At 40.7% G+C, this 16,698-nt stretch carries 10 protein-coding genes; all 10 read right to left on the reverse strand.

Annotation, left to right across the window (positions count from 1 at the left end; all coding sequences use genetic code 11):
- Positions 1–921: 921 nt before the first annotated feature.
- Positions 922–1,665, reverse strand: coding sequence for a M48 family metallopeptidase (locus tag L5L77_RS12570; RefSeq protein ID WP_263181426.1), 744 nt, complete (start codon positions 1,663–1,665; stop codon positions 922–924).
- Complete coding sequence (locus tag L5L77_RS12575) at positions 1,665–4,856, reverse strand: type I restriction endonuclease subunit R (RefSeq protein WP_263222856.1); 3,192 nt, start codon at positions 4,854–4,856, stop codon at positions 1,665–1,667. Before L5L77_RS12575 ends, L5L77_RS12570 begins: the two co-directional genes overlap by 1 nt.
- A gap of 14 nt (positions 4,857–4,870) precedes the next feature.
- On the reverse strand, positions 4,871–6,895 hold the full coding sequence (locus L5L77_RS12580) for a DUF262 domain-containing protein (RefSeq protein WP_263222858.1): 2,025 nt from the start codon (positions 6,893–6,895) through the stop codon (positions 4,871–4,873).
- Entirely contained in the window at positions 6,888–8,315 is a 1,428-nt protein-coding gene (locus L5L77_RS12585) for a DUF262 domain-containing protein (RefSeq protein ID WP_263222860.1), read from the reverse strand. The genes L5L77_RS12580 and L5L77_RS12585 overlap by 8 nt, the downstream gene beginning before the upstream one ends.
- The gene (locus tag L5L77_RS12590) at positions 8,296–9,666 is read right to left on the reverse strand and encodes a restriction endonuclease subunit S (RefSeq protein WP_263222862.1); all 1,371 of its coding nucleotides are present in this window, start codon (positions 9,664–9,666) and stop codon (positions 8,296–8,298) included. The genes L5L77_RS12585 and L5L77_RS12590 overlap by 20 nt, the downstream gene beginning before the upstream one ends.
- Entirely contained in the window at positions 9,663–12,206 is a 2,544-nt protein-coding gene (locus L5L77_RS12595; RefSeq protein WP_263222864.1) for a type I restriction-modification system subunit M, read from the reverse strand. The genes L5L77_RS12590 and L5L77_RS12595 overlap by 4 nt, the downstream gene beginning before the upstream one ends.
- A gap of 419 nt (positions 12,207–12,625) precedes the next feature.
- Positions 12,626–13,327: a hypothetical protein gene (locus L5L77_RS12600; protein WP_263185809.1), complete on the reverse strand. Its 702-nt coding sequence runs from the start codon at positions 13,325–13,327 to the stop codon at positions 12,626–12,628.
- Positions 13,328–13,494: 167 nt separating this feature from the next.
- Positions 13,495–14,526 carry a helix-turn-helix transcriptional regulator gene (locus tag L5L77_RS12605; RefSeq protein WP_263185811.1) on the reverse strand — a complete coding sequence of 344 codons (1,032 nt, stop codon included), beginning with the start codon at positions 14,524–14,526 and terminating at the stop codon, positions 13,495–13,497.
- A 44-nt stretch (positions 14,527–14,570) separates the two neighbouring features.
- Positions 14,571–15,560, reverse strand: coding sequence for a hypothetical protein (locus tag L5L77_RS12610; RefSeq protein ID WP_263185813.1), 990 nt, complete (start codon positions 15,558–15,560; stop codon positions 14,571–14,573).
- Positions 15,547–16,500: a hypothetical protein gene (locus L5L77_RS12615; RefSeq protein ID WP_263222866.1), complete on the reverse strand. Its 954-nt coding sequence runs from the start codon at positions 16,498–16,500 to the stop codon at positions 15,547–15,549. Before L5L77_RS12615 ends, L5L77_RS12610 begins: the two co-directional genes overlap by 14 nt.
- Positions 16,501–16,698: the final 198 nt, after the last annotated feature.

Here is a 16,698-nt window from a genome sequence, read left to right on the forward strand (position 1 = left end):
AGATGCCTTAACGCCTGATAAAGATCATATAAGTAAATCAGACGCCACAAGCTCACCTCTTTGCGCGTAGCCTATACAACACTCACTTCAATCCAAGCTTTTTCAACAAAGCCCGCGTCAATGGTAACTTATCAAGGCGCTTACTCAATGGCTTCAACGCTAAGAACAAAATGTCTTCAAGGCCCTCTCGGTCATGGTGATAAAAATGAACGAACACTCGGCCGTGATGAGCTTTGATGTCTTTTCTACATCACAAAGGATGACATTGACGTGCATCAAGCTGCTCCACAACGGCATCCAAGTGCTTTCTCTGTGCACTCAATCAATTAGTTATTTTGATCGTGATTTTTTCTCAAAAGATTGTCTTCGTTGAATTCAAATAGTCTTCACTTTAATTCCATGCTTACACTTCTGATAAAAATAGAGTGATAAATTACTTAAAAAACTATATTATTAAATATAAATAAAGTCATATTTCGGCCATCTTCAATCAGATGCTGATTAATTTATTAGCGCTTAAAATCATATTCTTTGACAAAAAAGCGCTTAAAATCATAAATTATGACAATTTAAAGCCTTCCAAAGAAAATCGTATTTTCTAACTCGTTGTTTCTACGCATTTCCCAAACTCATTTTGTATGACAAGCCACATGTGTTCGTGGCCACTCAGAATGAGATTTCGCGGCAGACTGAGATTTGCTTTTTTTCCGCCAGAAATTTTCTGGGCCATCTTACCTCCTCTTATTTGTGTATTGGTACGATTAACTAAGTTTGGTGCTTGGGGACTAGATGATGGTTTGTTGCTATTTGCTGGTAAATGGAAAATGCAGTTTTGTGTCGCGTCACTACGTGAATTCTTTAGCGTGTTGGCTGGCATAGCCCTCTATTATTCACATAGCAACGCGTTCTTTTTGACTGGTATCAATATTGCCAATCTTCATAGGCCAATGGCAGACTGTTGAGTAAATTACGATGCTCTCGCCAATTTGGCATTTGCTTGTCCATGATGGCGCGAAATCTTTCGTTATGATGACGTTCAAGTAAATGCGTCAGTTCATGAACCAAAATGTATTCAAGGCATTCTGGCGGTTTTTTAGCTAACTCTAGGTTTAACCAAATGCGTTTTGCCTGAATATTACAGCTGCCCCATTTGGTTTTCATTTTCTTAATGCCGATGTAGTTTGCTTCTACACCTAAACGCTTTTGCCATATCTCGAGTAGGTACAAAATCCTTTGCTGCATTTCCAATCGATAAAATCCGTTAAGGAGTTTCAAGCGATTTTCTGTTGAAGTATCCGTTGAAACCGCAATGACTAACTTAGACACGCCTTTAAGACTCACAAGATGTCTACCAGTCGTCTCCACCATACTTAAGCGGTATCTTTGTCCCCATAAGTAATGGCTTTCACCGTTAACCATTTCGCGACTTGATTGCCTGGGTTGAGCAACAAAATCCCTTTGTTGCTTTTTAATCCAGGCTAACTTGCCTATAACAGCTAAGCGTATCGCTTGCTCTGACGTATGAATCGGAGCTGACACTCTTACTCGTCCATCCGGAGGTAATACGCTTAAATGTAAGTTTTTAATATTCTTGCGATTAACCACTATTTCTATGCCGCGCACTTCGATTGAAAAAGTCTCATCTAAAGGATGTGTTGACGGCATTAATGGTATTCCTTTTGTGCTTTAATAAGCTCCATTATTGCAGCCACATCAATGCCATAACTGGCAGTTTCTTCACGGATTGCATTGGCAATTTCACGTTCCTTAAATCGGTCACCTAGCCAATCCGCTCTTTTAGTAAAGCGAACCGCTGTATCTATTTTGGTTGTTAATACTTCATCATTACCAAAGTTATCGAAAATGGCTTGTTTAGCTGCGGTATCAATAGAATCCGGATAGCTAGATTGACTCGCGCCAACAGGATTAACCACTTTTTGGGCCAGTTCTCGGATTTTTTCTAAATACTCTTGATAATTCAGTGCTTTTTCTCGGCGCTGTTTTATTAGCTCTTCGAGCAATGTCGACATCTGGTCAAAATATTTAGGGTTAACTGGATTTTCATCCACTATGGTTTTACGGACGTTATTCTCAATGGCTTCCGCCATAGCATCTTCATTATCGCGCAATCCTTTTGGGAGTTTATCGATGCCCTCCCCGTTGTTATTGATCACTAAATCGATTAGCCCGAAGTCTTCAAAATCCATTAACACTTCGCTGTCATCAGCTCGGATATACATATCGAGCAAGTGACGCATTGCCGGTTCAAAGCGCTTCATTTCGAGTAAATCACCGCTGGCAAGCTTCACTTCATCGCGCACTTTCTCATAGAACACGACTTCAGCTTTGATCTGGATAGATTCTTCTGTGGTGTAACCCGCTTGCTCCATTTCATTGGCTAAATTGGCGTAAGCGCGGAGCAGCTTAGCGACCGCAGTATAGAGTGTCAGGCGCAGTGTTTCTTGTTCGCTTCTAGTGTCCGCATCATAGCTAACACCAGATTTGCCACAAAAATAATGAATAAAATCTTGAGTATGACGAGGCGTTTCAACGGGTTCGCAAATCGCCCGTACAGTCTCCAGTGCATTATCGAGATCTTCCCTCGCCTGCACTAATCTGTCCTTCAATAAACCAGCAACATCTTCAGCATCATAAGCGTCAAACGCTTCGGCGGTGTAGTCTTTTAATGCTTTGTCTAATGACCTAAATAAATCTTTATAGTCAATGATATAACCATATTCTTTATCCTCACCATCGAGTCGATTCACCCGACAAATTGCTTGGAATAAGTTATGGTCTGCCATCGACTTATCAATGTATAAATATGTCGCAGAAGGCGCATCGAACCCCGTCAGTAGCTTATCAACCACAATCAATAAACGCATTTGACCAGGTTCGTCGATAAAACGCTTTTTAACCTCTTTTTCAAACTCTTCGACTCTTTTAGCCGCTTCATCTTCAGATTGTTCGAAGTAACTCGCTAGCATTTTTCGGTATACATCGTACTTAAACAGTTTTTCTGTTAATCCTTCTCCTGATTCTTCCCCCTTAATTGAACCGGCAACAGGCTGATAGCTGGTGACAATCGCGCACTTGTCATGTAAGTCAGTTTTACTAAACAGATCATAGACAACACAGGCTTGATGCACGCTAGCACACACCAACATGGCATTGCCTCGGCCGTCCATCAATCGTGGTTTAAGTTCCATATCCATTAAGATATCGCTAACGATTTTTTCGAGCCGTGATTTACTGGAGAGCACTTTTTGCATCGTGCCCCATTTTTGTTTTAGCTGCATTTTCGCTAGGTGAGACAATCCCTTGGTTTTAGCCTCAAACCACTGATCAATTTTTTTCTCTGAGGTTAAATGCTGATCGATATCTCTAGCTTCGTAGCGCAAATCCAGCACCACACCATCAAGCACTGCTTCATTAAACTTGTAGGTATGAATGTAAGGGCCGAAGATTTCTAAGGATTTTTTCTTATCCTTTTTCATTAATGGCGTGCCCGTAAAACCGATAAACATGGCTTCAGGCGCCTCTTTACCGCTAAGCAGGGATTTCATTGCCGTATGCAACTTGCCAGACTGAGTACGATGACACTCGTCAACAAAAACAAATAAGTTGCCTTTAACGCTAAAGTCTTTTGGCAAGTTACGGGTTATTGCTGCAATAAAATCGTCAGTTGCTTCGTCATCGCCTCCCACTCCAGCATTGTCATCTAGCGCTTCGCCATTGCGGCCAAATTTATGTACCAATGAGCATAATAACCAAGGATTGGGCTTATTTAGGCTGGCGACTAAATCACTGCCACTTTTAGTACGGTAAATAAATTCATCGACACCGATAAAGACTTTTTCAATCTGCTCGTCGAGTTCGGTTCTGTCTGTAATGATCAACACCCGAGAATCGGCGACATTTTCACGGATCCACTTAGCCAACCACACCATGGTTAAGCTCTTGCCTGAACCTTGGGTGTGCCAAATGATTCCACCATGGCGTGACTTAATGTGTTTTCTGGCGGCTTGAATACCAAAGTATTGATTATGACGGCAGGTCTTTTTTACCCCAGAATCAAACACCATAAAGTCGTGGATCAGTTGTAAAAACCGCGACTTATTACAAAGCTGGCCTAAGTGCGAATCCAGTAAAGTGCTCGCGTTTTCCGCTTTCTCAACACTCGTGATAATGGCAGGATCTTTCCATTCCACATTTTCTTTCCACTCAAGATAGTATTTCTCGGTGGTTTCAATCGTGCCGTAGCGCACACCTTGGGTATCATTGCCTGCCATGACAAGTTGCATGGTCGTAAAAAAATTGCGGATAAAGTCTTTCTTTTGATTATCGAGATTCTGGCGTATCCCTTCACTCACAGAAACAGACGAGCGCTTTAGCTCAATTACCCCAAGGGCAATACCATTGACATAAAGTACCAGATCGGGACGTTTGGTTTTTGGCGATAGCTGATCCCCCTTCACAGTCACTTCTTCAGCAATAGCAAAATCATTCGCTTCAGGGTGTTGCCAATCAATTAGCCAAACCGTTTGATTTTGCTCACCCGCGCCCTCTTTCTCTTTCACGCCATAACGTAATAAGCGATACACCTCTTTATTGGCATCATAGAGTTTTTTGCCTTCACCCAGCGCGGTTGCAATATCCAGTTTACGTAATGCACGATTGATCAGTAGTTCTGACACACCGCGATCGGCCAGCCAATTGGCTAATATATGGCTTTCGACATTGCGATTATCTTGTCTGTCCTTCCAATCGCCTAAATAGCGATAACCCAATTCATTTTGAAAGAATTTGACCACACGGTTTTGGGTGGCACGTTCCTTTTGGCCTACTGTGCTCATATTACTTCCTTTATTTACTTGATAGTTACATTAGTAGAAGCGCAAAGGATTGCCAACATGTCATCACCATGAGTTTCAATTTCGTCTGTACTCCAATGGTCTTTGGTTTTTGTAAGTTTAATCATCTGATAAAGCTTTAAACTATCAATTCGTTTTTGATTAATATTTGCTTCAAAATGTGCAAGCTTGGCTTTGGGCGGAAAATTACTTAATCGAGAGTTTTTACTGTGGCTAATTAAACAAAGATTACCGAATTTATGTAAGGATTTACTATCCAGAGGTGAAAAACCATCCATTGGATGTTGTGGATAAAAGTGCTCAACTGAACTTCGAAATGTAAACTCAAACTCTTTAACGACAGGATCTTTGTTTTTTTCTTTATGCCATAACAAATAATCAAGGTAGTTAAATACAAAGTTGTTCTCAATTTCGCCAAATTGTAACTTGTTTAGATCAACGTTTTTAGGTTGGATATTTTTAGGGGAATCAGAAGGCTTAGTTAAATAAATCATATCGTAATAAGATTGACCTTCACCTTTTGCTAAGAACCTATCAAATACAAATTTCTTTGCTGTGCTTTGCAAATGTTTCAAGTAGGGCTTAGCCTCAACAGAATTTTTCTCATACAAATAATACAAAGTTGCATTCAACCAATGCTTATAAACCAGCGTTGGTGTCGATACATGAAATGCAGCAAGCAACATCAAACATTGTCGATTTGTACCTTCGTAGTTGTTTTCGTCTTCTGTATTTGTACTAGTAGTATCATCAAAACTATTAATAAAACTTACACTAGTATCGGAATACCATTTTAAACGCTTCATGCTCCAACGGTCTTTACCTTGGCTAAATTCTCGCTTAATCACATACTGATCAAATAGGTATTTGCATTTAAGTAATGCATATGAAAAATCTTTAACGTAATCAATTGGGTAATCAGTATTAATCAAATGTTCGTCAAATTGTGTAATAAGTTGTTTGTCATCAAGCGCTACGTCTTCTTCGGTATAGACACGTAAAACATGAAGCAAAAAATTAGAAAAATTAATCACACTATTAAATCGATCCGGTACATCTTCATCAATTACGGATGCAGATTTACCTGCAATGGCAGGCTTGGATATAATATCAACCAAAGACATAGATACAGGTGTCGATTTTTTTGATTCTTTACCTAAAATTTCAGCTAAATCATCAAAACCGTCAACCGTAAACTGTCCCCAGTCATTTTTGCCAAAAATTTTATGCCGTTGTTCTGGAGTAAATCCATATTGTATATAACGTTCCATATTGGAACAGGCTTCCCAAATGCTATGTAGTGCATGCATTGCATGTTGCTTTTCATCGGTATCATCAATGTCATTTAGTACTGACATCAATTTTGCTTTCAATACTTCATGCTTTTCAAGTTGCTCACCACGATTGTTCATTACTTCAAAATAGTGGTTTAAATCGGTATCTTCTGGTACTTCTACGCGCATGATTTGTACTTGATCAAATAAGTAATCGGTAAATCCATGCAAGTCATTTATTTTAAATTGGTTTGTGCTTAAGGCTTTATGGATTAATGCATATCCATTAACAATAGATTCATTATAGACCCCACTATTTAAGAGGTGTAGTGCTTTGCCCTGTGCCAATGCTGTAAATGTATCGCTAGATTTTGGTCTGCTTTCAAAACTGATATTTGCTTTTGTGTACCAAGCCATATTGGGAAATTTTTTAGAAGACCCACTGTCTTTTTCAGCTACCGAGCAATTCTTTAAATAAGTTGCTAATAGCGATAATGTGGTAAAGCGCTGTTGTCCATCAATGACTTCATATCTTCCGTCTTTACGCTTAAAAACGACAAGCGTTCCAATGTAATAACGGTCATTATTTTTTACTTTGTAATCAACAATATCCTGAATTAGTTGATTAATTTCAGCTTCACCCCAAGCATAATTACGTTGGTACATAGGCACAAGGTAGTTAGCTTCGTCTTGAAGTAATGCCTTAACTGAAAGCGCTTCAATTGCTTTACTGCGTAAGTTACTCATAGTAGTTCATTCCTTTAAACAACTTTACAAGCGGGTCAGTAGCAAAACTACCCTTACGTAAATTATTTTTATTATCAGCATTGGTAAGAGTGTTTAAACTTATTGTCAGCACATCTGCAGGTTTAGTGGCATCTTTAATCGTGCGAAACAGATTATTGGCCAGAACATGGTTATCCATTGTGGCTAGCTGTAATACTTGTTGTTTGATGCGCAGTGAATAGGCCCAAATAAATAGTTTTTCTATCGCCATTGATAGTTGCGCATTTGCAAATTTGTCGATGTAAAAAATTAAAGCACAGTCAAACATAGAGCGAACATATTGATCCCCCGTACGTTTCCTAGCGGAATACTCATTTAATGTTTTAAGAATTTTTTGAGCGTTATCAGTTAGGTGATGTCCGCATAATGAATGTGATGATTGATGCTCCCCATCTACAATCATCCCGACTTGACGTTGGTAATGTGCTGCCATTTCAAAAAAACGTCGGCCATTAATAATCATTTGGTCTAAGTGAAACGGGAAAGACTTGTATTGACCATCTATTTTTCGATGATATTGCGAATTATATTCATCAATATAATGATGTGCGATGCGCAAAGATTCTACGTAAGGGTAATGTTCAATATCGTCTATGTTTACGCCCTTAAACAAATCTACGTCATTCTTGCCAAAATAACGGGCAGAATGTCCTGAAGCCCAATGACGAATACGATATAAATATTCGGAAAATAATGAAGCAAGCTCATCACTTTCTAAGGCTTCCCAACTCGCGACAGTGAGACCTTTTAAATCATTTTCGTGCTCACTAAATTCGCGCAAATGAAATGCTTTTAATAAGTCGTGGGGTTCTAAATCTCTCCCCCTCGCATTTTGCGAATCAAAGAACTGAAAGGCTTCTGAAATATCATTCAACGTAAAAGTTACCACCTCACACTTATTCAATAAAAAGTCTATATGGGTTTCCGTAAAATCGTGGCGGCTAACTAAACGTTTTAATTTAAGGTAATTTTGGTGCAAATTCCGTTTACTTATATCACTATCAAACGCTTGTTTTTGAATAAATTTAGACACAAATAAGTCCAGTTGAGTTAACTGGTCTGTCAAATCTTTACGTTCTAGCTTCGCTAGGCGTTGTTCAATAATGGCATGTACGGCTAAAACTAATGTCAAGGTACGTTGTTGACCATCGACAATATTCAATGAGTTAACTTTGGTTGTCCTTTTTTTCTTATCTTGATGAAATACGACAGTCCCTAATCGGTACGCAGACTGCTGCTGGTGTACATCAAGGTCTTGAAACAGTTGATTAATATTTACATTAGTCCATTTATAAGGTCGCTGATAGGTTGGGATGGTTAAATTTTCCAGCTTCAACAGTTTACTTACGCTGATAATGTCCTTATTTAACGCTGTTGCCATTAAGATAACGCTCCTTGCTCATTAGATTTTCAAACAGTAAACGGTTTTTACCCGTGAGCAGTTCTTGCATCATGCCTTGTTTGATCTGGCGGGTTTTACTTAGACGCTGTTCAAGGGTTTGGATTTCGTTGTCCATATCCGAGAGAATAGTGGCAATGGCGATTTGCTCATTTTTCGTGGGTAGAGCGATTGGTGTTGAATTACAATTATCTTTATTCAAATAAGGCAATGTCGTTTTAGTAGCTTTACTATAAAAATGCTCTTTTAAAGATGTTAATGTATATGCAAGATATCTACTACAGACAGCATTGGATGGAATAAAAGCATGAAGTTGTTGATTTATGACGATCTCATCTTCGACTACAGCCACAATACCTAGTTCACCAACACAAGACATTATAACTGCATTTTTTGGCACAACTTTGGAACCAATGAAAATAGCTTCTTCACGCGACACATATAAAGAAACTTTAGACATATCAATACTTTTAAAAGAATCAATGTCCGAGGTTGTGACCCATGGAATATTACCACTAAAAGAGCGGGGCTTATTTCGACCTGGGACTATGAATCCACATACTTCTTTAACCTGTTTAACCTCCCAATCCTCTGGAATTTCGCCTAGCTCGCTGGGTTTGGTGCCTTTACGCTTACCGTCGACAGCACCTTCTGTACTGTTAATATCAGAATAATAGGCAAATTGAGGTAAACGGGTTTTGCCTGTCAGCAGTTGCTGCATGGTGGCGGTTTTCATCGCTTGTTTTTTGGCAATGAGTTTTTCTAACTCACTCAGCAAAGCATCCACATCAGACAAAGCATTAGCAATGGCGGTTTGCTCTTTCTTCGGTGGAATAGAAAGTTTATAAGGGTTTAATTTTTCAAGATTAATATTTAACTGTGCATTTGAGGTCGCTATAACTTCAAATTCAGCTTTTTTATCAGATAATGAGTGATACAACCATACTTTATCTATGTTTTGCTTTTGTTTAATAACAACGAGGCTGTCAGGACATGCCGATTGGTAATTAACAATTGCTACATCACCAATATTTGCAGCAATAGTAAAATAGAGAGAATTAGCTGGAAAAAGTCTACTAACAGCTAGACCTTTATCGTTGAGAGTTTGTGAGTAAGTAACATTTCGACCATTAGATCTAGTTATGTCACCCGTTTGGATAAACGGTATTGAACCACCAAAGAATTTAGGATCATTTCGCGGTCTCGCGCTAAATTTACCTCGTTCAATACTTGTAATGTCGCGAAGAGTTTTAACTTCCCACTCAACAGGAATCACCCCTATATCAGTCTGTTTATACCCTTCTGGTATCACTTGGTTTATTGCTTGACTCATAGTGTCCACTCCAAACCCATGGCTTTGAGGTGGCCCGCGACTCTATCGCTTAAGGTTTCTACCGATTTTGTTAAGGTGGGCAGCGGCGTGCTGTAACGCTCTTCCAGCTCTTTAACGCGGTTGGCCATTTGCTGGGTTACACGCTCAATCTCGGCAATGATGTTGGCTTGCAATGTGGCGAGCCATTTGTCGTTGACGATCAGGGTTTTAATTTCGTCAATGCTCAAATGTGGGTACTGCTTAAATACCGCTAAATCCAAGATTTCTTGGGCTTCTTTTACGGCTTTTTTGGCGTTGGCATCGGAGGTAAACAGCTTGGTCGCTTGCTTAAGGGCGGCAATTTCCGCTTTATCGGTGGCGACTTTAAGGCGCGCCGCAACGCTGACTTTGGTTATTTTGTCTTTGTCGTTTAACGCATCGGCGAGTAAGCCGTCTTCGCTCCCTGTTCCAGAAGTGGTATTTTCCTCTAGATAAGTTTCGAGGGCTTGAGTGGCTTCGTCTTGTTTGACTTGAAGGGCATCAAGCTTGGTTTGCTCGGCGGCAAAGTAACGCGCCACGATTAAGCGCGGTGGAATAAGTTCGGCTTTGTACTTTTTCTTGTTAATGATTAAATCGGGTGTTTCTTTAAGCTTTTCACCTTTGGCTGCGACTAACTCACGCAGGGTTTTACCCGCTTGCCAGTCATCTTGCACTAATACGTAGACGTCATCTTGCAGTGTGTCGCTCCAGTAATCCATGAGGATCTGGTAGATGTCGTATTTGCTTAGCAGTTCACTGTTGGCGTAGGCGGCTAATAGGCTTTCTGATATGTCGTGGATTAACTCTTTAGGGCTGTCGCCTAGACTCATTTCGGTTAACGCAGCTTGTTTCACCCAGGCTTTAAAGGGTAATAAGCTGCGGCTGGCAAAGTCTTTAAACTCGCTATGGGCCAAAATACTGGCTTTCACTTTGCTGGCGTCTATCATGCAGTGGCTGTAGCCGTCACGCGCTGGCAGCTCTGGGTTACGACCAAATAAGGTCGCTCGAATACTAGGGAATACCTGCCAGTAATGCGCCAAGGCATCAATATCGCGATTAGGAATACCGCCTTGCAAGTGGGCGCTTAAATCGTGCAAATCTTCTGGCTCTGATGAGTCGATATAACGCGGTATGTTGAGGTTGTAATCGTTTTTGGCAATTTCATCAATCGTGACTAAACGGCTAAAACGCTCTAGCTCAAGCCCTTTATTAAACACATCGACAATTTTATGAATGTCTTGGCTGCGCAGGCGGTTTTTATTGCCGTCTTTGATGAAGCCTTTGCTGGCGTCAATCATAAAGATGGAACGGCCGGTGATGTGAGTTTGATTGTTGTTCACTTCATTGCCGTGCCCTTCAATCTGCGGCCTTTCACTCTGCAAGCCTTCACCAAAGTGAACGGCAGCTTTTTGAGCGTGCTCTTTGTCAATCACGATAATACAGGCGGGGATCCCCGTGCCGTAGAACAGGTTGGCAGGTAAACCAATAATGCCTTTGATGTAACCTTGCTTAATCAGATTTTGGCGAATATTGGCTTCGGCATTGCCTCTGAACAGTACGCCGTGGGGCAGAATGACTGCGCCCTTACCTGTGCTTTTTAAACTGGTAATGATGTGCAGTAAGAAAGTGTAATCACCGTTCTTTTCGGGCGGAGTTCCCCAAGTAAAGCGACCATAGGGATCGCTTTGTGGGTTTAAGCCGCTCGTCCAGTTTTTGTTAGAAAATGGCGGGTTAGCCACGGCAAAGTCAAAGGTTTTGAGTTTATTGGCGCCGTCTTTCCACTGCGGATCGGCAAGGGTGTTGCCTTTCCAGATTTTAGCTGTGGCATTGTTGTGCAAAATCATGTTCATGCGAGCAAGTGCACTGGTGGCGTTGTCCATCTCCTGGCCGAAAATAGACAAGCCGCGTGGTGCTTCGTTACTGGCTTTTAACAGCAAAGAACCCGAACCACAGGTGGGGTCGTAAACGGTGGCATCTTGTGGGGTATTGTTTTGAATACCAACCACTTTCGCCAGAATTTGCGAGACTTCTGACGGGGTATAGAATTGGCCTTTGGATTTGCCCGATTCGGTGGCGAAGTGGCGCATTAAATACTCATAGGCATCCCCTAATAAGTCGTCACCATCGGCACGGTTACCGGTTAAATCTAATCCTTGGAAAATCCCGACTAACTTAGTCAGGCGATCAACCATTTCCTTGCCTTTGCCGAGCTTGTCTTCATCGTTAAAGTCGGCAACATCGATAACGCCTTTGAGATCGTTTTCTTCCGCTAAGCTACCAATGATTTTATTGAGTTTATCGCCGATTTCTTTATCATTTTTGGCGGCAATCATGTCGTCAAAGCTGGCACCTTTGGGCACGACTATCATGCCGTACGGATCGCCTTTATATTTGTCGGAAACGTATTTCATAAACAAGAGTGTGAGAACGTAATCCTTGTATTGGCTGGCGTCCATACCACCACGTAGTTCGTCACAGCTGGCCCAAAGGGAGGAATAGAGTTCGTTCTTTTTAATGGCCATGTGGCGTCCTATCTTGCAAGTTATTTTGACGATGAAGTTGCAGCGAGTAATAGCGTTATACCTTGAGCCGCTTTCTGTAGCACCTCGCTTGAAAACGCTGAGGAAAGCCATTCGTTGAAAATGAGTTTTGTGAAAAACGTCGAATGGTTTGCTGAGTAAAAAATGCCCACAGCGGTATACAGTGTTGATGCCTTTTTCAGCGTTTTTCGCTAAATGTTAAGCTTCATACAAACATCAACCTTTTCAAATACAAAAGTACAAAAATGTCGGCTTGTAAGATACCAGTCAAGTTGCTTTAAAACCAGAAAAATGGCCGTGTTCTGGGTGAAAATGTGATAATCCGTGATGGGTAAAAATCGCACTCGCTTAGGTTATCGGCTAGTTACCGTAAGCGGTATCCAGCCGTTTCCAAGCCCAGTTTAGACTGGCTTATATTCAAGCACTCTCTTACGGTTATGCTTGGCCTTTACTCTTCCAAAGTCAGCGTTAAGATGTGAAAAATCTTCAAGATATTCACAGACTAACTTAGTAGATTCTTCAACTAACGCCCCCGTTTCATCCTTCGTAAATGCTTGGGCGCGTAGGAAACATTTACAGTTACCTACAGAGAACTCTATCGCATTTTCAGCAATTCGTCCGTCTCTAGCTGAATTCTGTTTTTCTAATTGCTTGATTGTGAGAACAAGTTCAAGGACATAGGCATCTTCAGATTCATACCGCTCCAGTTGCTGCAAAAAACACTCTATATCACCTGCTGAAAATTCACATCCTCGCTTTCTCACTTCATCTAACGACATTTCTTCGAGTAAATAGGGATGACTATGCATGTTACCGAGACGATACACTCCCATTTGCTCAGCAAGCTGCTCTTTTAAGTCTTCTGCTTCTTCACTCGTATCAACAGAACCACTGCCCATTTTTGCGGAAGTATCTGCCGAAATAAACTGTATAATGCTTCGACATTTATCTTCTTTGTCGTTTACTTCAATGTCACCATAAATAGAGGCATGAAATTCAATTCCGCTGCGCTTGTTATTGCCATGTTTTATCACAAATGCTTCAAATCCATTGAGTAACATTTGGGTTAATGCCGATTGAGTGACTTCCACAGTATGTTTCATCATTATTCCTCATTGATTACGACTTTTATCTTCACTCTAGGCAAGATGGTAGTAGAGTTATTCATTACAAAAACCGCAGAGTCAATGTAACTCGCTGCATTTTTGAATATTTTAATCTTAATTTCAATAACTTATTATTGAAGTTGTTCGGCTAATCAAACTTAACCTCAAAAATCACAAATACCATAAGCTTCAAGCGCCTTACGCAAGTTGTCACTAAGTTGAGTTCGAAGCGATTGCGGTTCGAGTACCGCTATATTTGCGCCCTGTCCTTTTAACCACCAGTTCAATTGCCAACTATTGTGCACTGTTGCTGTCAGTTCATAAAAGTGTTCGTCTAAAGGCATTAATACCATATCGTCAGACATAGGGCTTTCGGTTAGATAAAATGCTAACTCTGCGGTGACCTTAGCTTTAAGCTTTAGGGTTTCGCCGTTAGAGAAGTGCATTGCACCGTCTTGTAAATATTGCTGTAAATTGAAGTCCGCTGGACGAATACCTTGCTCGTAGGTACGTTTTACCGTTTGAAAACGGTGCATTGCGAAGCGCTTTACGGCGGCATTCTCATGCCCTTTTGTTATATCTTGAGCAATCAGGTAAAGCACGTCTCCACGTTGCACTAAGGCAAGCGGCATAAGGTGGTATTCAATCGCCGCGACCTTTTGCTTTGCCTGATAGTGAGTTCGAATAGTTTGATCCCTCAATAAAGCTTCTTGTATTTCTTTTAACAGTGTTTCGTTAATTACTGGGGGTTTAAATCCCATATCAGGCATTACACTCGCGACTTTATCTAACCACTGGGCGTTATAGTCATCTTTTAAGGTATTTAATAGCTGGCGAGAATGCTCAAAATTGTTTTGTAAATGTCGTTGCATCGCCGGTGGCAACAGTTGCTTTAGCGATTTTTCAACCAACATCAGCGACAAAGCATCCGTCAAACTTATAGTATCGATATGAGTCCGTAAGCCGCCCAATTCTGTGCTGCGCCACAGATAGGGTTTCTCCTCGGTTTCTGAATAAATGGGAAAATACTGTGATAGTACATCTAAGTCTCTTTGCAAGGTTCGGTGGCTAATGTTAAAACCTTCATTAGCAATCAACTCCAATAGTTCGGTGCTTCTTATCCCTTTATCTGTGGGAATAAACTTAAGCAGTGTTTGTTGCCTGAGAAGCGTGTTTGCATTTTTATTTGCCGACATAACAGACCTTTTAATCTAATGATGAACCATGACACGACAAAGCTTTAGTGATTAAGCAGATAACCTACCTGAAAATATTTCTCGAAGTAGTCCATATATTCTGATTTATCTCGGTACCAATGTTTTGCTCTTTCTTGAGTATCTTCATCATAATATTCTTCAAATACGTTGATTAGTGCGTCACATTCATTGGCGCTAACGGGGAGTCGGCTCATCAAATACATTAACTCTTCAGGTGCGAACCTTGGCATGTTCATCAATAAAAATAACCAGCCTTGTTGGATTGCACAGTGCTTTTGCAATGTTCTACGAAACCAGTATTCATAGCCCCATTCTCCAACTGGATAATGTTCCGGCGCAAGGGCTAAGGCTTGTAGTAAGCTACTGCTGGGATGAAAATGCATGACTATTTTTGCCGCCAGCATTATAGGCACAAAATCACGATTGAAGGCTTTATTAGGCTCCCTTGGCTTTGATTTCCCCTTTCTTGCTGGCAAGGGTAATTTTGATTTAAACCATTTATGTTCAGTACGACTGCGGGGATCTCCGCCATAGCGACGATTTAATCTTTGGATGGTCAGATAATGCGCATCAAGTAATAATTCAGCCTGTTCAAGTAAGATACTCGGTTGCAAAGCGGGATCACTGCTCGTTGACATTAAAGCCATCAATGATTCATTACTATTGAGAAATAGTGTCCATAAGCTATAAAAAGGTGAATCTTCTTCCATGGCGTATTTTCCTGAACGCGTAGCGCAAAGGGCTTTTACATTTCTAGCTGGATTTGGAAGCTTACTTTCCCAGCAATCTAATGCGAGGCGAACCAACAATGTCATATCATATTCTTCGGCCCACGGGTTGTTGTACTCATCTCTCAGGAAATTATCAACCCTATCAAACTCCTGAGATTCTTGGATCCATACGCGCTCTGTCAGAGTTGGTTGCTCAGCATAACCAATACCAAATTTATTCTCATCATCAAGGAGAGACAATAACGCTTCAGTTTCTTTTTTAAATGATTTAAAGATGATCATAACCCGCCCTCTTAGATTTTCTGTTGATGATTAAATCAAAATACTCTGTGTAATTTTCGAGTGAATTGTTTGCGCCTGGGTAATAGCCTTGCGGTTGGTATTTATCAAAAAAAGCTTGTTTGACAGCGATGCATTCAATAGCGTTTGAGTTCGGCTTTTCAAGCAAAAACAACAAATGCTCTGGAATAATGTGTTCGAAATTGTTAACTAGAAAGTTGATGCCTTCTTTTTGATAGCAATGACTGAGTAAAGTACGGATTAGCAATAATTCCCCTGCATTTGGATAGAGCAAATACGGTGGCCAACTGAGTGCGGCATCCTTAAGAACGTGGCTATTAGGTTTTAAGTGCATCAATAACACCGAGGCCAGCATAAAATGATTGCTGTAGGTTGAAAAAATGGCTGAGCCATCATCACGTGCTACTTCTGTAGCTGCGCGATAATCATCCCAATGTTTTGATTCAAAACCTTCCTGCCGTTCCCTTAGTGTTGAATGTGTTATTAACAAAAAATCTAATAGTGCTTCGGCTTCAGTGACTAAAGAAGCCTGAATTGATTGAGATGCTGCTAACATTTGACTCAGCGAGCCATCATTAACGTTCGCGTAAAACGCGGCCCAAAGTTTAGATAACTCAGGGTAAGTATCTTGGTTATGAAGCGGATTACGCGATGCTAATAAGTGTTTAATTGCAAGAGCATTAACACATAACGATTGCGTCGATTCTTTTAATAACAATCGAGAAAGCAGTAGCTCGTCATACCAACCTTCTGGCGTCGCTAATACATGTTGATATATTCCTTTCCAATCTTCAGAGAGTGCTAACCAGACTCCTGGGAAGTCCAATAATATGTCCCCAGGTTTTAACTGTTCGTAATGTGGAACATCACCCACTTCAAGCAACGTAAGTAGGCTGATTGACTCAATAACTAGACCATCCATAGTACACCTCAATTCGTTATTTTTTAATATTATACGCAGAGATGCGACAGCTTGTGTCGTAACTAAAAGGAAGTGTATACAACGGACTTTTATATTATCGCTAGGCAATGAATCTTAGTAACCTGCGGCACAGAAAGTGGTTTAAGTGGCTTGTTGGATGGCGTCATTTATAGCTCATCTTTTACCATGGAAAGTGGT

It is taken from the genome of Shewanella sp. SM29 (assembly GCF_025654245.1).
In the GTDB taxonomy this organism is placed as follows: Bacteria; Pseudomonadota; Gammaproteobacteria; order Enterobacterales; family Shewanellaceae; genus Shewanella; species Shewanella oncorhynchi.

Excerpts from the sequence above, each read along its gene's own strand:
- L5L77_RS12600 (WP_263185809.1), bottom strand. The coding sequence starts at position 13,327 with ATGAAACATACTGTGGAAGTCACTCAATCGGCATTAACCCAAATGTTA.
- L5L77_RS12605 (WP_263185811.1), bottom strand. The coding sequence starts at position 14,526 with ATGTCGGCAAATAAAAATGCAAACACGCTTCTCAGGCAACAAACACTG.
- L5L77_RS12580 (WP_263222858.1), bottom strand. The coding sequence starts at position 6,895 with ATGAGTAACTTACGCAGTAAAGCAATTGAAGCGCTTTCAGTTAAGGCA.
- L5L77_RS12570 (WP_263181426.1), bottom strand. The coding sequence starts at position 1,665 with ATGCCGTCAACACATCCTTTAGATGAGACTTTTTCAATCGAAGTGCGC.
- L5L77_RS12575 (WP_263222856.1), bottom strand. The coding sequence starts at position 4,856 with ATGAGCACAGTAGGCCAAAAGGAACGTGCCACCCAAAACCGTGTGGTC.
- L5L77_RS12590 (WP_263222862.1), bottom strand. The coding sequence starts at position 9,666 with ATGAGTCAAGCAATAAACCAAGTGATACCAGAAGGGTATAAACAGACT.
- L5L77_RS12615 (WP_263222866.1), bottom strand. The coding sequence starts at position 16,500 with ATGGATGGTCTAGTTATTGAGTCAATCAGCCTACTTACGTTGCTTGAA.
- L5L77_RS12610 (WP_263185813.1), bottom strand. The coding sequence starts at position 15,560 with ATGATCATCTTTAAATCATTTAAAAAAGAAACTGAAGCGTTATTGTCT.
- L5L77_RS12595 (WP_263222864.1), bottom strand. The coding sequence starts at position 12,206 with ATGGCCATTAAAAAGAACGAACTCTATTCCTCCCTTTGGGCCAGCTGT.
- L5L77_RS12585 (WP_263222860.1), bottom strand. The coding sequence starts at position 8,315 with ATGGCAACAGCGTTAAATAAGGACATTATCAGCGTAAGTAAACTGTTG.